13 protein-coding genes are annotated in these 14,053 nt (G+C 71.8%); 8 read left to right on the top strand and 5 right to left on the bottom strand.

The features are described from left to right. Positions 1 to 55 precede the first annotated feature (55 nt). Positions 56 to 538 carry a hypothetical protein gene (locus tag ACFWGJ_RS32390; RefSeq protein WP_387331801.1) on the bottom strand — a complete coding sequence of 161 codons (483 nt, stop codon included), beginning with the start codon at positions 536 to 538 and terminating at the stop codon, positions 56 to 58. 495 nt (positions 539 to 1,033) lie between these two features. Continuing rightward, positions 1,034 to 1,909: a 16S rRNA (cytidine(1402)-2'-O)-methyltransferase gene (rsmI, locus tag ACFWGJ_RS32385; RefSeq protein WP_387331799.1), complete on the bottom strand. Its 876-nt coding sequence runs from the start codon at positions 1,907 to 1,909 to the stop codon at positions 1,034 to 1,036. A 62-nt stretch (positions 1,910 to 1,971) separates the two neighbouring features. On the opposite strand from rsmI, the gene ACFWGJ_RS32380 reads away from it, so the two are divergent. The 4 genes from ACFWGJ_RS32380 (at position 1,972) to ACFWGJ_RS32365 (ending at position 7,941) form a co-directional block, all read left to right on the top strand. Next, positions 1,972 to 3,714 (top strand): dolichyl-phosphate-mannose--protein mannosyltransferase, encoded by a 1,743-nt coding sequence (locus ACFWGJ_RS32380; RefSeq protein ID WP_387331797.1) that lies wholly within the window; start codon positions 1,972 to 1,974, stop codon positions 3,712 to 3,714. 134 nt (positions 3,715 to 3,848) lie between these two features. After that, a complete protein-coding gene (locus ACFWGJ_RS32375; protein WP_387331795.1) occupies positions 3,849 to 4,286 on the top strand; it encodes a nuclear transport factor 2 family protein in 438 nt (145 codons plus the stop codon). 160 nt (positions 4,287 to 4,446) lie between these two features. After that, complete coding sequence (locus ACFWGJ_RS32370) at positions 4,447 to 6,078, top strand: penicillin-binding transpeptidase domain-containing protein (protein ID WP_387331793.1); 1,632 nt, start codon at positions 4,447 to 4,449, stop codon at positions 6,076 to 6,078. A 153-nt stretch (positions 6,079 to 6,231) separates the two neighbouring features. Next, on the top strand, positions 6,232 to 7,941 hold the full coding sequence (locus ACFWGJ_RS32365; RefSeq protein ID WP_387331791.1) for a penicillin-binding transpeptidase domain-containing protein: 1,710 nt from the start codon (positions 6,232 to 6,234) through the stop codon (positions 7,939 to 7,941). A gap of 144 nt (positions 7,942 to 8,085) precedes the next feature. Here ACFWGJ_RS32365 and ACFWGJ_RS32360 read toward each other — a convergent pair whose 3' ends face one another. Next, on the bottom strand, positions 8,086 to 8,430 hold the full coding sequence (locus tag ACFWGJ_RS32360; RefSeq protein WP_387331789.1) for an SsgA family sporulation/cell division regulator: 345 nt from the start codon (positions 8,428 to 8,430) through the stop codon (positions 8,086 to 8,088). Between the two features lie 175 nt (positions 8,431 to 8,605). Between ACFWGJ_RS32360 and ACFWGJ_RS32355 the strand changes: the two genes are divergently transcribed. The 4 genes from ACFWGJ_RS32355 to ACFWGJ_RS32340 are packed head-to-tail and all read left to right on the top strand — an operon-like array spanning position 8,606 to position 12,398. Next, positions 8,606 to 9,661, top strand: coding sequence for an energy-coupling factor ABC transporter permease (locus ACFWGJ_RS32355; protein WP_387331788.1), 1,056 nt, complete (start codon positions 8,606 to 8,608; stop codon positions 9,659 to 9,661). A gap of 1 nt (position 9,662) precedes the next feature. Continuing rightward, positions 9,663 to 10,424 carry a cobalt ECF transporter T component CbiQ gene (gene cbiQ, locus ACFWGJ_RS32350; protein WP_387331786.1) on the top strand — a complete coding sequence of 254 codons (762 nt, stop codon included), beginning with the start codon at positions 9,663 to 9,665 and terminating at the stop codon, positions 10,422 to 10,424. Continuing rightward, positions 10,400 to 11,197 carry an energy-coupling factor ABC transporter ATP-binding protein gene (locus tag ACFWGJ_RS32345; RefSeq protein WP_387331784.1) on the top strand — a complete coding sequence of 266 codons (798 nt, stop codon included), beginning with the start codon at positions 10,400 to 10,402 and terminating at the stop codon, positions 11,195 to 11,197. Before cbiQ ends, ACFWGJ_RS32345 begins: the two co-directional genes overlap by 25 nt. A gap of 34 nt (positions 11,198 to 11,231) precedes the next feature. Continuing rightward, positions 11,232 to 12,398, top strand: a complete 1,167-nt coding sequence (locus ACFWGJ_RS32340; protein ID WP_387331803.1) for a serine hydrolase domain-containing protein — start codon at positions 11,232 to 11,234, stop codon at positions 12,396 to 12,398. 129 nt (positions 12,399 to 12,527) lie between these two features. Here the strand turns inward: ACFWGJ_RS32340 and ACFWGJ_RS32335 are convergent, their stop codons facing one another. Together ACFWGJ_RS32335 and ACFWGJ_RS32330 are read right to left on the bottom strand one after the other, a co-directional pair. Further along, positions 12,528 to 13,373 carry an EamA family transporter gene (locus tag ACFWGJ_RS32335; protein WP_387331782.1) on the bottom strand — a complete coding sequence of 282 codons (846 nt, stop codon included), beginning with the start codon at positions 13,371 to 13,373 and terminating at the stop codon, positions 12,528 to 12,530. Next, positions 13,370 to 13,876 carry a YbaK/EbsC family protein gene (locus ACFWGJ_RS32330; RefSeq protein ID WP_387331780.1) on the bottom strand — a complete coding sequence of 169 codons (507 nt, stop codon included), beginning with the start codon at positions 13,874 to 13,876 and terminating at the stop codon, positions 13,370 to 13,372. Before ACFWGJ_RS32330 ends, ACFWGJ_RS32335 begins: the two co-directional genes overlap by 4 nt. Positions 13,877 to 14,053 lie beyond the last annotated feature (177 nt).

The raw sequence follows: 14,053 nt of genomic DNA, 5'->3' as shown, positions 1-14,053 counted from the left end.
GGAAGGGACCCGGCGCCCGTGCCGCCGGGATGCCCGGGAGTCATCCCGCCTTGCGTCAGCCCGCCTTGCGGTGGTGGAACGGGTGCAGCAGGTCGGACAGATGCCAGTGGTGGACCGGCTTGGGCGCGGTCGCCGTCTCGGGCGGCTGCGGCGCCTCGGGCGACTGTGCCGCCTCCGCGGGCACCACGGTGACCGTGGCGCGCTTCATCGGCGGTACGGACAGCGTGCGGCGCATCGAGTTCTGCGCCGAGGACACCTGGCCGGCCCGCATGATGCGCACGATGTGCCCGTCGCAGTTCACACAGCTCGGCCGGCTCAGCGGCGACGGCACGATCAGGCCGTCCGCCACGTACGTCACGAACTGGGCTCCCTCGGCATCGAAGTGGTGCTCGATCTCGTACGACTGCTCCCAGCCGTGCCCGCAGCGCATGCAGGCGAAGGAATACGACTCGTGGACGGTGTCGGTGGCCGTGACGGCGTCGACGCGGCGTGCGGGTCCGCCGGTGATCCGACCGGGCTGCCCTGCGATCTCACTCATGCCAGCTCCTCTTGTCCGCTGGACGAGGACGGGTCTGTCCTTCCTCCAGTGGACGCCTCCGCCGACGCGAATGCACCGCCCCTGTCGAGTGTTGGAGCCGTCTTGGCCGATCCTTGTCGCAGGGCCCTCGATACCCGGTCGGGGCTTTGCTTTCGACGGCGGTCCTTTACGAGCGCATGGGCCGGTGCGCTCCCCTGTGAAATCGTGCGCTCCCCTGAGGGCCCGCGCGCTCCCTCGACGGGGCCGGCCGCGTCCTCTTTCAGCAGGTCACGCGCTCGTACAGCAGATCGTCCAGGGGGTCGCGCGACGGACGCCCGGAGCCGGTTCGGAGGCGGCCCCGGGGCAGTTCGAAGGCGACCCGGAGGCGGCTCGCGGCGGCCCGGAGATCACGCGGAGGCGTCTCGAACACCGCTCCGAAGGCCGCGCCGAAGACCACTCAGGGGGCGGCTCAGGGGGCCGCACAGGGGACCACTCAGGGGACGCATAGGGGGCCGCTCAGGGGGCCGCGCGCTCCGCGTTCTTCGCCGCGACGACCGCGTCGAAGACCTCCCGCTTGGGCACGCCCGCGTCCGCGGCGACGGCGGCGATGGCCTCCTTGCGGCGCTCCCCCGCCTCCTCGCGCACCCGCACCCTGCGCACCAGTTCGTCGGGGCCGAGCACCTCGGTCCTCTCCGGGGCGCCCTCGACGACGACGGTGATCTCGCCGCGTACGCCCTCCGCGGCCCAGACGGCGAGGTCCCCGAGCGGGCCCCGCTTGACCTCCTCGTACGTCTTCGTCAGCTCGCGGCAGACGGCGGCCCGCCGCTCCGCCCCGAACACCTCGGCCATCGCGGCGAGCGTGTCGTCGAGGCGGTGGGGGGCCTCGAAGAAGACGAGCGTGCGCCGCTCGTCCTCGACCTCGCGCAGCCGCGAGAGGCGTTCGCCGGCCTTGCGCGGCAGGAATCCCTCGAAGCAGAACCGGTCGACGGGCAGCCCGGACAGCGCGAGCGCGGTGAGCACGGCGGACGGGCCGGGCACGGCCGTGACCTTGATGTCCTTCTCGACGGCGGCGGCGACGAGCCGGTAGCCCGGGTCGGACACGGACGGCATCCCGGCGTCGGTCACGAGCAGCACGCGCGCGCCGCCGGCCAGCGCCTCGACCAGTTCGGGCGTGCGCGCGGACTCGTTGCCCTCGAAGTAGGACACGACCCGTCCGGTCGGCTGGACGTCGAGGCCCTGGGTCAGCCGGCGCAGCCGCCGGGTGTCCTCGGCGGCGATGACGTCGGCCCCCGCGAGCTCCGCCGCGAGGCGGGGCGGTGCGTCCGCGATGTCCCCGATGGGCGTGCCTGCGAGTACGAGGATTCCTGCCGCGGTCCCACCGGTTCCTGTCACGGTTCCATCCTCGCAGGGGCGGCCCGCGGGACTCACACAGACCTGTTCCCTACGATGGCGCGGTGACAAGTACCGCGTCCTCCACGGACACCCGGCAGGGACAGGGCGTCGAAGAGCAGCGGCCGTCGTGGCAGCAGCGGCTGCGCAGGTTCGGCCACACGGCCGGATCCAGAGACGACGTCCGCGACCGCCTCGTGCCCGCGTACACCGAGCCCGGCCCACGTCTGTGGGCGGCGATCGGGCTCCGCCAGGAGGCCGCCGCCCGCGTCGTCCGCTGGTCGGCGTGGGGCGGCCCGCTGCTCGTCACGCTGCTGGCGGGCCTGACGCGGTTCTGGAACCTGGGCAGCCCGAAGGCGGTGATATTCGACGAGACGTACTACGCCAAGGACGCCTGGGCGCTCATCCACCGCGGATTCGAGGTCAACTGGGCCAAGGACGCCAACGACCTGGTCCTGCAGCACGGCGACAGCGTCCGGATCCCGACGGACGCCGCCTACGTGGTCCACCCGCCGGTCGGCAAGTACGTCATCGGGCTCGGCGAGTGGATGTTCGGGTTCACGCCGTTCGGCTGGCGGTTCATGACGGCCCTGCTCGGCACGCTGTCCGTGCTGATGCTGTGCCGGATCGGCCGCCGCCTGTTCCGCTCGACGTTCCTCGGGTGCCTGGCGGGCGCGCTGATGGCCGTGGACGGCCTGCACTTCGTGATGAGCCGCACCGCGCTGCTCGACCAGGTGCTGATGTTCTTCGTCCTCGCGGCCTTCGGCTGCCTGGTCGTCGACCGCGACAAGTCCCGCGAACGCCTGGCCGCCGCGCTGCCCCCGGACGCCGACGGGGTCGTACGCCCGGACTCCCGCATCGCCACGACCACCCGTCTGGGCCTGCGTCCCTGGCGGCTGCTGGCGGGCCTGATGCTCGGCCTCGCCATCGGCACCAAGTGGAACGGCCTCTACATCCTTGTCGCGTTCGGCCTGATGACGGTCCTGTGGGACGTCGGCTCCCGGCGGGTGGCGGGCGCCCGCCGCCCCTACGTGGCGGTCCTCAGGCGCGACGTGGGCTGGGCGTTCCTCTCCACGGTCCCGGTGGCGATCGTCACCTATCTCGTCTCCTGGACGGGCTGGTTCCTGTCCGCCACCGACGGCAAGGGCGGCTACTACCGCAACTGGGCCACCGCCGACGGCCGCACCAGCGAGTGGTCCTGGCTGTTCCCCGACTGGTGGCGCAGCCTGTGGCACTACGAGACCCAGGTGTACGACTTCCATGTCGGCCTGCACTCCCCGCACACGTACCAGTCGAACCCGTGGAGCTGGATCGTCACGGGCCGCCCGGTCTCGTACTTCTACGAGTCGCCGCTGCCCGGCAAGGACGGCTGCCCGACGGACGCGGGCGAGAAGTGCGCCCGCGAGGTCCTGGCGCTCGGCACCCCGCTCCTGTGGTGGGCCGCGGCCTTCGCGATCCTGTACGTCCTGTGGCGTTGGATCTTCCGCCGCGACTGGCGGGCGGGCGCGATCGCCTGCGGCATCGCGGCGGGCTACCTCCCGTGGTTCCTCTACCAGGAACGCACGATCTTCTTCTTCTACGCGGTCGTCTTCCTCCCCTTCCTGTGCCTGGCGGTGGCGATGATGATCGGCGCGATGCTGGGCCCACCGGGCGCCACGGAACGCCGCCGGGTGATCGGCGCGGCGGCATCGGGCGTCCTGGTCCTCCTGATCGCCTGGAACTTCATCTACTTCTGGCCGATCTACACGGGCCAGGCGATCCCCATCGACAGCTGGCGGGCCCGGATGTGGCTGGACACCTGGGTCTAGCCCGCCCGTTGGCGCCGTCCCTCACCTCGCCCATTACCCCCGAAGTAATCGACCGTTCTCCTCGCCCCCGGCAGGATCAGGCACCTCGGCGGCCACCGTCGCCGGGATCCGGTCGTGGTAGCGAGGAGAGCGTCATGTCCGTCGGTTCCAGCGCGACAGCAGATGTCAGCGGTGCGGTCACCCGGGCCGTCGTGGAGGAGTTCCTGGCCGCCCGGGTCGCCGGGGACACCGGGCGGCTCGTGGAGATCTTCGCCGAGCGCGTCGACTGGGTGCTCGCCGAGAATCCCGGTGTGCCGTGGATCCGGCCGCGGTCCACCGCCGCCGAGTGCGCCGCGCAGGCCGTGGAACTGGCCGAGCACACCGTGCCCGAGGACGCGCGGGTGTCCGTCGACGCCTTCCTCGTCGACGGCGCCGACGCGGTGCTGACGGGGTGGGTGTCGGGGACCGTACGGGCGACGGGGAAGTCCTTCGAGGGGCCGTTCGCGCTGCGTCTCACCGTCGGGGGCGGCCGGATCACCCGCCACCATCTCTACGAGGACGGCCTGGCCGTCGCCGAGGCGTGCGCCGCCTGACGGACCAGGCCCGTTCCGTCCGCCGACCGGGCTCCGCGCGTCTAACGATCGGGGAACAGCACCCCCATCCGTCACTCTCCCCGCATACAGTGCGACACAGGGACACCGTTCTGAACGCGTTCAGAACAGTGCACGGGGAGGACCGGGGAGGGGACGCGGGATGCGGAGCGGGGTCAAGGTCGGCTTGGTCGGCGGGGTGTTCGCCGTGATGGTGGGGGGCGCGGGGTACGGCGCGTACAACATCGTGACCGCCGTCAGCGGGGACGGGGGTTCCGCCGCCGCGGCCGAGAGGACCGGGCCGCCCTCCGGCGACGAGGTGCGGGAGACCTCCGAGAAGTTCTTCACCGCCTGGGAGCAGGGGGACGCCCCCACCGCCGCGGATCTGACGAACAACGCCCTGGGCGCCAAGGAGCTGCTCGTCGCCTACGGCGGCCAGGCGCACATCGGGAAGGTGAAGATCACGCCCGGTACGGCGACGGGCACGACCGTGCCGTTCAAGGTGTCGGCCACCGTGTCGTACGAGGGGAAGAGCAAGCCGCTGGCCTACCGGAGCGAGCTGGCCGTCGTGCGGGGGAAGACCTCGGGCCGGGCACTGGTCGACTGGCAGCCGGCCGTGCTGCACCCGGACCTCAAGAAGGGCGACACTCTGGTCACGGGCGAGGCGGCGAGCCCGCCCATCGAGGCGGTGGACCGTAACGGCACCGTCCTGACGAAGGAGAAGTACCCGTCCCTCGGACCCGTGCTCGACACCCTGCGCGAGCGGTACGGCGACAAGGCGGGCGGCACCCCCGGCGTCGAGCTCGCGATCCAGCACGAGAGCGAGAGCGCGGGCGACACCACACTGGTCACGCTCGCCAAGGGCAGGGCCGGCAAGCTGCGGACGACGATCAGCGCGGGCGCGCAGGCCGCCGCGGAGAAGGCCGTCACGCGGTACGCGGAGTCGTCGGTGGTCGCCGTGAAGCCGAGCACCGGCGAGGTGCTGGCGGTCGCGAACCACCGCGGGGACGCCTTCAACGCGGCCTTCCAGGGCAAGGTCGCGCCCGGCTCCACCATGAAGATCATCACCGCGGCGATGTTCATCGACAACGGCGTGACCGCGATGAACAGCCCGGCGCCCTGTCCGCCGACCGCGACCTGGCAGAGCCAGACCTTCAAGAACCTCACGGGCATGGAGCCCGACGAGAAGGCCACGCTCGCGAACAGCTTCATGCGTTCGTGCAACACGGCCTTCGTGAAGCTCGTCGACGGCTCCGACGCACGGCCGCTCACGGACGAGTCGCTCACCACCGAGGCGCAGGAGCGGTTCGGCATCGGCAAGGACTGGAAGACGGGCATCGTCTCCTTCGACGGGAGCGTCCCCGCCTCCGGCGGCCCGAACCGCGCCGCCAACGCGATCGGCCAGGGCGAGGTCCAGATGAACCCGCTGAACATGGCGTCGGTCACCGCGACCGCGATCACGGGCACGTTCCGCCAGCCCTACCTGGTGTCGCCGAAGCTCGACGACCGCGAGATGGCCACCGCGCGCGGTCTGCCGTCCGGCACCTCCCAGCAGCTGAAGCAGATGATGCGGCTCACCGCGACCAGCGGCACCGGCGCGCAGGCGATGTCGGGGCTCGGCGGTGACATCGGCGCCAAGACCGGCTCCGCCGAGGTCGACGGCCAGGAGACGTCCGACAGCTGGTTCACCGGCTTCCGCGGCGATGTCGCGGCCGCGGCCATGACGGAGGAGGGCGGTCACGGAGGGGACGCGGCGGGTCCGATTGTCGCAGCTGTGCTACGGACAGGCGGCTGAACTCACCCTCACAGGCCGGGACTCTAGGGTGGTGGCTCTCGTTCAAGTAGCGCCGGTGGGGATTTCGAGGGGCGTACGGGGAACTCCTGGAGCCGGCGCAGACTCGTGGAGAGCCGTTGAGGGCGTCGGGGAAGCAGCGAAGGAACGGAAGCCGTGGGGAACAGAAGGCGCGCACCTGAGCGCGGCAGGACGAAGACGAAGCCCGCCGTCATCGGCGGGATGATCGCCGTTGTCGTCGGTGGTGCGGGGTTCGGCGTCTACGCCCTGTACGGCGGCGGAGCGGTGGCCGACGCGGGCTCGTCCTCCGGCGCCGAGGCCGTGAAGAGCGGGCCGCTGTCGGCGGCCGAGGTGAAGTCCACGGCGACCGCCTTCCTCACGGCCTGGCAGAGCGGTGACGTGGAGAAGGCCGCCGCCGCGACGAACGACGCCACGGCCGCGCGCGCCCTGCTCACGGGCTACGGCAAGGAGGCGTACATCGAGGATGTGACGCTGACGGCCAAGAAGCGCACCGGGGACGCCGTGCCGTTCGCCGTCAAGGGCACGGTCGCGTACAAGACCCTGACCAAGCCGCTCGCGTACGAGTCCGAGCTGACCGTCGTGCGGCGCGCCAAGGACGGCAAGCCGCTGGTCGACTGGCACGCGGCGGTCGTGCACCCGGAGCTGGAGGACGGCGACAGGCTGGTCACCGGCGAGGCCGGGACGCCTCCCGTCAAGGCCCTGGACCGGGACGGCGGCGAGCTGACCACCGCCAAGTACCCCTCGCTGGGGACGGTCCTGGACGGTCTGCGGGAGAAGTACGGCAAGAAGGCCGGCGGCAAGGCGGGCGTCGAACTGCGGGTGGTCCGCGCCGGCTCCGAGGACGCCAAGGGCAGCGACGCCGGTACGGCGAAGAAGTCGGACGCCTCCGACAAGAACCCCGACAAGACGCTGCTGGAGCTGAGCAAGGGCACGCCGGGCACGGTCCGTACGACGCTCAGCCCGGCCCTTCAGGCGACCGCCGAGGAGCAGGTGGCCGCGAAGTCCAAGGCATCGGCGGTGATGATCAGGCCGTCGACCGGCGAGATCCTGGCCGTCGCGAACTCGGGGCACGGCTTCAACACCGCGTTCCAGGGCTCGCTGGCCCCCGGCTCGACGATGAAGATCGTCACGGCCTCGCTGCTCATCGACAAGGGGCTCGCGTCGGTGAACAAGGAGCACCCCTGCCCCAAGTACTCGACGTACGGCGGCTGGAAGTTCCAGAACGACGACAAGTTCGAGATCAAGGGCGGCACGTTCAAGGCGAGCTTCGCGCGCTCCTGCAACACGGCCTTCATCAGCCAGGCCAAGAAGCTGAGCGACGACGACCTGACCAAGCAGGCCCAGCAGGTGTTCGGTCTCGGCATGGACAACTGGGCGATCGGGGTGCCGACCTTCGACGGCTCGGTGCCGGTGCAGTCGCAGGCCCAGAAGGCGGCCTCGCTGATCGGGCAGGGCGGGGTGCGGATGAACCCGCTGAACATGGCGTCGGTCGTCGCCACGGCCAAGACGGGCACGTTCCGTCAGCCCTATCTGGTGTCTCCGACCGTCGACGACCGGACCCTCGCGAAGGGGACCCGCTCGCTGTCGGCCGACACGCAGGCCCAGCTCAAGGAGCTCCTGCAGTACACGGCCGCGGCCGGTACGGCGGCGGAGGCCATGGCCGGGCTCGGCCCGGACTTCGGAGCCAAGACCGGCTCCGCGGAGGTCGACAACCAGAAGAAGCCCAACGGCTGGTTCACGGCCTGGAAGGGCGATCTGGCCGCCGCGGGTGTGGTCCAGCAGGGCGGGCACGGCGGCGAGACGGCCGGACCGATCGTGGCGGCGCTGCTGAAGGCGGGCAGCTGACCGGGGCAGGGACCTGGGCGGGGCCGCTGCCGGTCGGGGCGGGGCCGCTGCCGGTCGGGGCGGGGTCCCAGCCGGTCGGCGTACGGTCGCTGTCGGCGGAGGTGCGGCCCCCGCGGGGTGGCTGAACCGGTCGGGGCGGCCGGTTCAGTTCGACGACACGGGGGTGGCCGTGTACGTCCGGCGCAGGAAGCGGATCAGCGTCTTCGCCTCGAACTGCACGACCGCCACTCCCTTCGCCGAGTGGAACTCCATGACGGCCTGGACCCGGCCGCAGGGCCAGATGCGTACGTCACCGGCGGCGGCCGGCGCCCGTAGCCCCTGTTCGAGCAGGTCGCGGGCGAAGACCCACTCGTGGTGGCCGGGCAGCATGATGTGCACCCGTCGGGGGTCGGCGTCCGGGTCGTATCGAAGGGCCACCGGCACGGCGGGCGGATCCTGCGCCTCGTCCGTCACGATGTGGGCGCGCGCGTACTGCTCAACGGCGGACATCGATCGCTCCCTCTTTGAACTGATCCATATCTAATGTCGCATATTTTCCGATATGCGCTCCCAGCTGAGTCGTAGCCGTATTCGGGGTCACCTCGCTCTTGCAAGCTGTTCGCATTAAGCCACTATCATCGAACGGTTATCGCCAGTCGGCCTGCCCCCGGAAGCGGAGCCCTCCATGCACGTGCCCGACGGATTCATCAACGCGCCCGTCTCCGTCGCCGCCGGAGCCGTGGCCGCCACGGCGGTCGCGGTGAGCCTGCGCGGCGCCCGCCGTGAGCTCGACGAACGCACGGCCCCGCTCGCGGGACTGGTCGCCGCGTTCATCTTCGCCGTGCAGATGCTGAACTTCCCGGTCGCGGCCGGGACCAGCGGACATCTGCTCGGAGGCGCGCTCGCCGCGATACTCGTGGGCCCCTTCACCGGGGTCCTGTGCGTGTCGGTCGTGCTCCTCATGCAGGGCATCCTCTTCGCGGACGGCGGCCTCACGGCGCTCGGCGTGAACATCACGAACATGGCGGTGGTCACCACGGTCGTGGCCTACGCCGTCTTCCGCGGCCTCGTAAAACTCCTGCCCAGGAAGCGTCGGTCCATTACCGTCTCGGCGTTCGTCGCCGCTGTGATCTCCGTCCCTGCCGCCGCCGTGGCCTTCACCCTGATCTACGCGGTCGGGGGCACCACGGACGTCCCGATCGGGCAGGTCTTCACCGCCATGGTCGGCGTGCACGTCCTCATCGGCATCGGTGAGGCCGCGATCACGGCCCTGACGGTCGGCGCCGTCATCGCCGTACGCCCGGACCTCGTGTACGGGGCCCGCGGGCTGACCGCGCCCCTGAAGCTGCGGGTCAACGGCGAACTGGTCGACACCCCCGCCGCCGAGCCCGTCCCCGCCGCCGCCCGGTCCCACCGCAAGGTGTGGCTGGCGGGGCTCGCCACCTCCCTCGTCCTCGCCGGGTTCGTCAGCTTCTACGCCTCGGCGAACCCCGACGGCCTGGAGAAGGTCGCCTCCGACAAGGGCATCGACGCCAAGGTCGAGGACCACGCCGCCGCCGACTCGCCGCTCGCCGACTACGGCGTCGAAGGCCTCACCAACAGCCGGATCTCCGGCGGCCTCGCGGGCGTGATCGGCGTGGGCGTCACGATCGTCGCGGGCACGGGCGTCTTCTGGGCCGTCCGCAGGCGCCGTACGCCCGAGAACCAGAGCGGGCCCTCCCAGGTCGGCGAGTCCGTCTGACATGGGAGCAGGCCACGCGCACCGGCTCTACCGGCACGGACACTCGCCCGTGCACGGACTGCCGCCGCACACCAAGCTCGCCGCCGTCTTCGCCTTCGTGCTGGTCGTCGTCTCCACCCCGCGCGAGGCGATGTGGGCCTTCGGGCTGTACGCGCTGCTGCTGGCGGGCGTGGCGTACGCGGCCCGCGTCCCCGCCGGCTTCGTACTGAAGCGGCTGCTGATCGAGGTGCCGTTCGTGGCCTTCGCCGTGCTGATGCCCTTCGTGGCGCAGGGCGAGCGGGTCGACGTGCTCGGGCTCTCCCTGAGCGTGAACGGCCTGTGGGGCGCCTGGAACGTCCTCGCCAAGGGCACGCTCGGGGTCGCCGCGTCCGTACTGCTCGCCTCGACGACCGAGCTGCGCGAACTCCTCCTGGGCCTCCAGCGCCTGAAGCTCCCACCGCTCCTCGTACAGATCGCGTCCTTCATGATCCGGTACGGGGACGTCATCACGGACGAGATGCGGCGCATGCGGATCGCGCGGGAGTCGCGCGGCTTCGAAGCCCGTGGCATCCGCTCCTGGAGCGTCCTCGCCAAGTCCGCCGGCGCCCTGTTCATCCGCTCCTACGAGCGCGGGGAACGGGTGCACCTGGCCATGGTGAGCCGGGGCTACACCGGTTCGATGCCGGTCATCGACGAGGTGACCGCGTCGCGCGCGCAGTGGTCGTACGCCTTCGCCCTGCCGTGCGCCGCACTCGTCGTATGTCTGCTGGGATGGACCCTGTGAACTCGCCTCCTGCGCTCCCCTCCCCCGCCCCCTCGCTCGACGTGGCCGGGCTGGCCTTCGCCTATCCCGACGGGCACCAGGCCCTCTTCGGCGTGGACTTCAGCGTCGGCCGGGGCGAGCGCGTGGCGCTGCTCGGCCCGAACGGCGCAGGCAAGACGACCCTCGTGCTCCACCTCAACGGCATCCTGACCGGCGGCGCGGGCACGGTCACGGTCGCCGGGCTGCCCGTCGGCAAGAAGCACATGGCGGAGATCCGGCGGAAGGTCGGCATCGTCTTCCAGGACCCGGACGACCAGCTCTTCATGCCGAGCGTGCGCGAGGACGTGGCGTTCGGGCCCGCCTCCGCCGGGCTGAAGGGGCCCGAGTTGGAGGCGCGGGTGCGCACGGCGCTCGAACAGGTCGGCATGGAGGCCTTCGCCGACCGTCCGCCGCACCACCTCTCCTTCGGCCAGCGGCGCCGGGTGGCGGTCGCGACCGTGCTGGCGATGGAGCCGGAGATCCTCGTCCTCGACGAGCCGTCCTCCAACCTCGACCCCGCCTCGCGGCGCGAACTCGCCGACATCCTGCGCTCGTTGGACGTGACCGTGCTGATGGTCACGCACGATCTGCCGTACGCGCTCGAACTGTGCCCCCGTGCCCTGATCCTCAGCGACGGCGTGATCGCCGCGGACGGCCGCACCGGTGAACTGCTCTCCGACGAGGAGCTGATGCGGGAGCACCGCCTGGAGCTGCCGTTCGGCTTCGATCCGCGCTCGGTGACAATGGGCGCGTGACGCTCGCGCGGCGAAGGGTACGGGTACGGACGTGGTGGATGTGAACGGCTCAGTGGCCGAGGGCTTCGAGCCGGTCGAGGCGGCGTTCGTACGGAACTTCGAGGCGCTCGGGGACCGGGGCGCGGCGGTCGCGGTGTACCGGGACGGGCACAAGGTCGTGGACCTGTGGGCGGGCACGAAGGACATCGACGGCGCGGAGCCGTGGGCGCGCGACACCGCGCAGATCGTGCGCTCGGCGACGAAGGGGGTCGCGGCGGCGGCGCTCCTCCTCCTCCACCAGCGGGGACTGCTCGACCTGGACGCGCCGGTGGGCGAGTACTGGCCCGGGTTCAAGGCGGCGGGCAAGGAGCGGGTGCTGGTCCGGCACGTCCTCTCGCACCGGGCCGGGCTGCCGGTCCTGGACCACCCGCTCACGCCCGAGGAGTCGCTGGACCCGCTGCGGGGTGCCGAGGCGGTCGCCCGGCAGGCCCCGGTGTGGGAGCCCGGCACGGACCACGGTTACCACGCGCTGACGTACGGCTGGCTGGCCGGTGAGCTGCTGCGGCGCGTCACGGGCGACGGCATCGGCGACTGGATCGCGCGGGAGATCGCGGGCCCGGTGGGCGCGGACCTGTGGGTCGGGCTGCCGGAGCGGGAGGCGGCCCGGGTCGGCAGGGTGGGCCGCGCACAGACCCCGGAGAACGGCGGCGCGGGCCTGCGCGCCCGCCCGAAACAGTCGGTGACGGAGGCGTACGAGAACCCTGACTCCCTCACCCGGCGGGCCTTCGCGGCGATCACCCCGTTCCCGGACCAGAACGACCCGGCGTACCGGGCGGCGGCGCTCCCCGCGACGAACGGCATCGCGACGGCGGACGGGCTGGCCCGCTTCTACGCGTCCCTGATCGGCGAAGTGGACGGCGGCACACGCCTGTTCACTCCGTCGACCCTGGCGGCGGCCCGCACGCAGGAGTCGGCGGGCCCGGACCGCGTCCTGGTCGTCAACACCCGCTTCGGCCTCGGCTACATGCTCCACGGCTCGGCCTCCCCGTTCCTGTCCCCCGGCTCCTTCGGCCACCCGGGCAGAGGCGGCTCCCTGGGCTTCGCCGACCCCGAGACGGGAATCGCGTTCGCCTACGTCACGAACGGCTTCCGCAAGACGGTCACGGCGGATCCGCGGGCGCAGGGGTTGGTGCGGGCTGTGCGGGGGGTTTTGGGGGCGTAGAGCCCGCCAACACGAGTCGTGCAGGTGCAGACGGGTCCGCGTACGGCGGGTCGTGTGTCGGCTGCCGGGCCGGTGGGGGCCGGTCGCGCAGTTCCCCGCGCCCCTGAGGGGCCCGGCCCCGTACGACGCCTAGCCCGCGTGCAGCATCAGGCCTATCCCCACCACCAGCAGGCCCGCCGCCGCGATGCGTGGGGCGCCGAAGCGTTCCTTGAAGAAGACCGCTCCTATTGCCGCGCCCACGATGATGCTCGACTCGCGCAGCGCCGCCACCGGGGCCAGTTCCGCTCGGGTCTGGGCCCATAGGACCAGGCCGTACGCGGCGACGGACAGGGCTGCGCCGAGGAGGCCTACGGCGGCGAACGGGCGTAGGACGGGGAGGAATTCGCCGCGCCAGCGGTACAGCGCGTACGCCGGGATCGCCACGCCCTCCACCGCCATCAGCCAGGCGATGTAGGCGAGGGAGGAGCCCGAGGCGCGTACGCCCAGGCCGTCCACGACCGTGTACGCCGCGATGGTCAGGCCCGTCGCGAGCGCCGCGACGATCGCCGCCCAGTTCGGGCGGCTTCCGCGCAGGCCCCACAGGGCGACCCCGGTCAGGCCCGCGCACGACACGGCGATGCCCGCGGCCGCCCAGCCGTCGGGCACCTCGTGCGCGAAGAGTGCCGCGAGCAGGGTGACCACCAGGGGCGCGGTGCCGCGCGCGATGGGGTACGCCTGGCCGAAGTCGCCCAGCCGGAAGGAGCGCATGAGGAGGACGTAGTACGCGACGTGGACGACCGCCGAGACGATCAGGTACGGCCAGGCCTTTGCGGCGGGGAACGGGACGAACGGCACCATGGCTAGGCCGATGAGCGCTCCCCCGCCCGCTATCAGCGTGAAGCCGACCAGTTTGTCGGTGATGTGGTGGGCCAGCGCGTTCCAGCCGGCGTGGGTGACCGCCGCGGCCAGGACGGCCGCGGTGACCAGCGGAGTCACGCGGACTGCTCGCGGACGTCCACCAGGGTGCCGCCGGCGTGGTCGATCAGGGTCCTCGGGGCCATCGGGAACACGGAGTACGGGGTGCCCGCGGCGGCCCACACGATGTCGTGGTCCAGCAGGGAACGGTCCGCCAGAACACGGGTCTTGCTGCGGTGTCCGAAGGGGGGTACGCCACCGATCGCGTATCCCGTCGTCTCGCGTACGAGGTCCGCCCTGGCCCGGGTGACCCTCTCGGCGCCCAGTGCGTGCTGTACGAGGTCGAGGTCCACGCGGGAGGAGCCGTCCATGAGGACGAGGACCGGGACGCCGTCCGCGGCGAAGATCAACGACTTGCAGATCTCGCTGAGTTCGCAGCCGAGTGCCGTGGCGGCCTCGGCGGCGGTGCGGGTCGCCTCCGGGAAGCGGCGGACCCGCGGGAGCAGGTCGTCTAGCCCCAACTTCCTTACGGCCTCGGCGAAACGGGGGTGGGCTGCGGTCTGTTCTTCTTCGGCGGCGGTCATGAAGAGCACGCTAGTCGGTGGTGGGCGGGCACGGTCGTGGGCGGGCACGGTCGTGGGCGGGCGGGGCCGTGCCGGTACGCCGTGGTCCGCCGCGTAGCCCTTCCGAACGCAGCTCCCCATGTCAGCGGAGTTCCGTATGCCCGGGGGCGGCGGACCACGGCGTACCGGCACGGCCCC

It is taken from the genome of Streptomyces sp. NPDC060205 (assembly GCF_042728395.1).
Lineage (GTDB): Bacteria > Actinomycetota > Actinomycetes > Streptomycetales > Streptomycetaceae > Streptomyces.
Note: the sequence above shows the minus strand (reverse complement) of the source record. Positions and strands in the feature narration are given on the sequence as shown.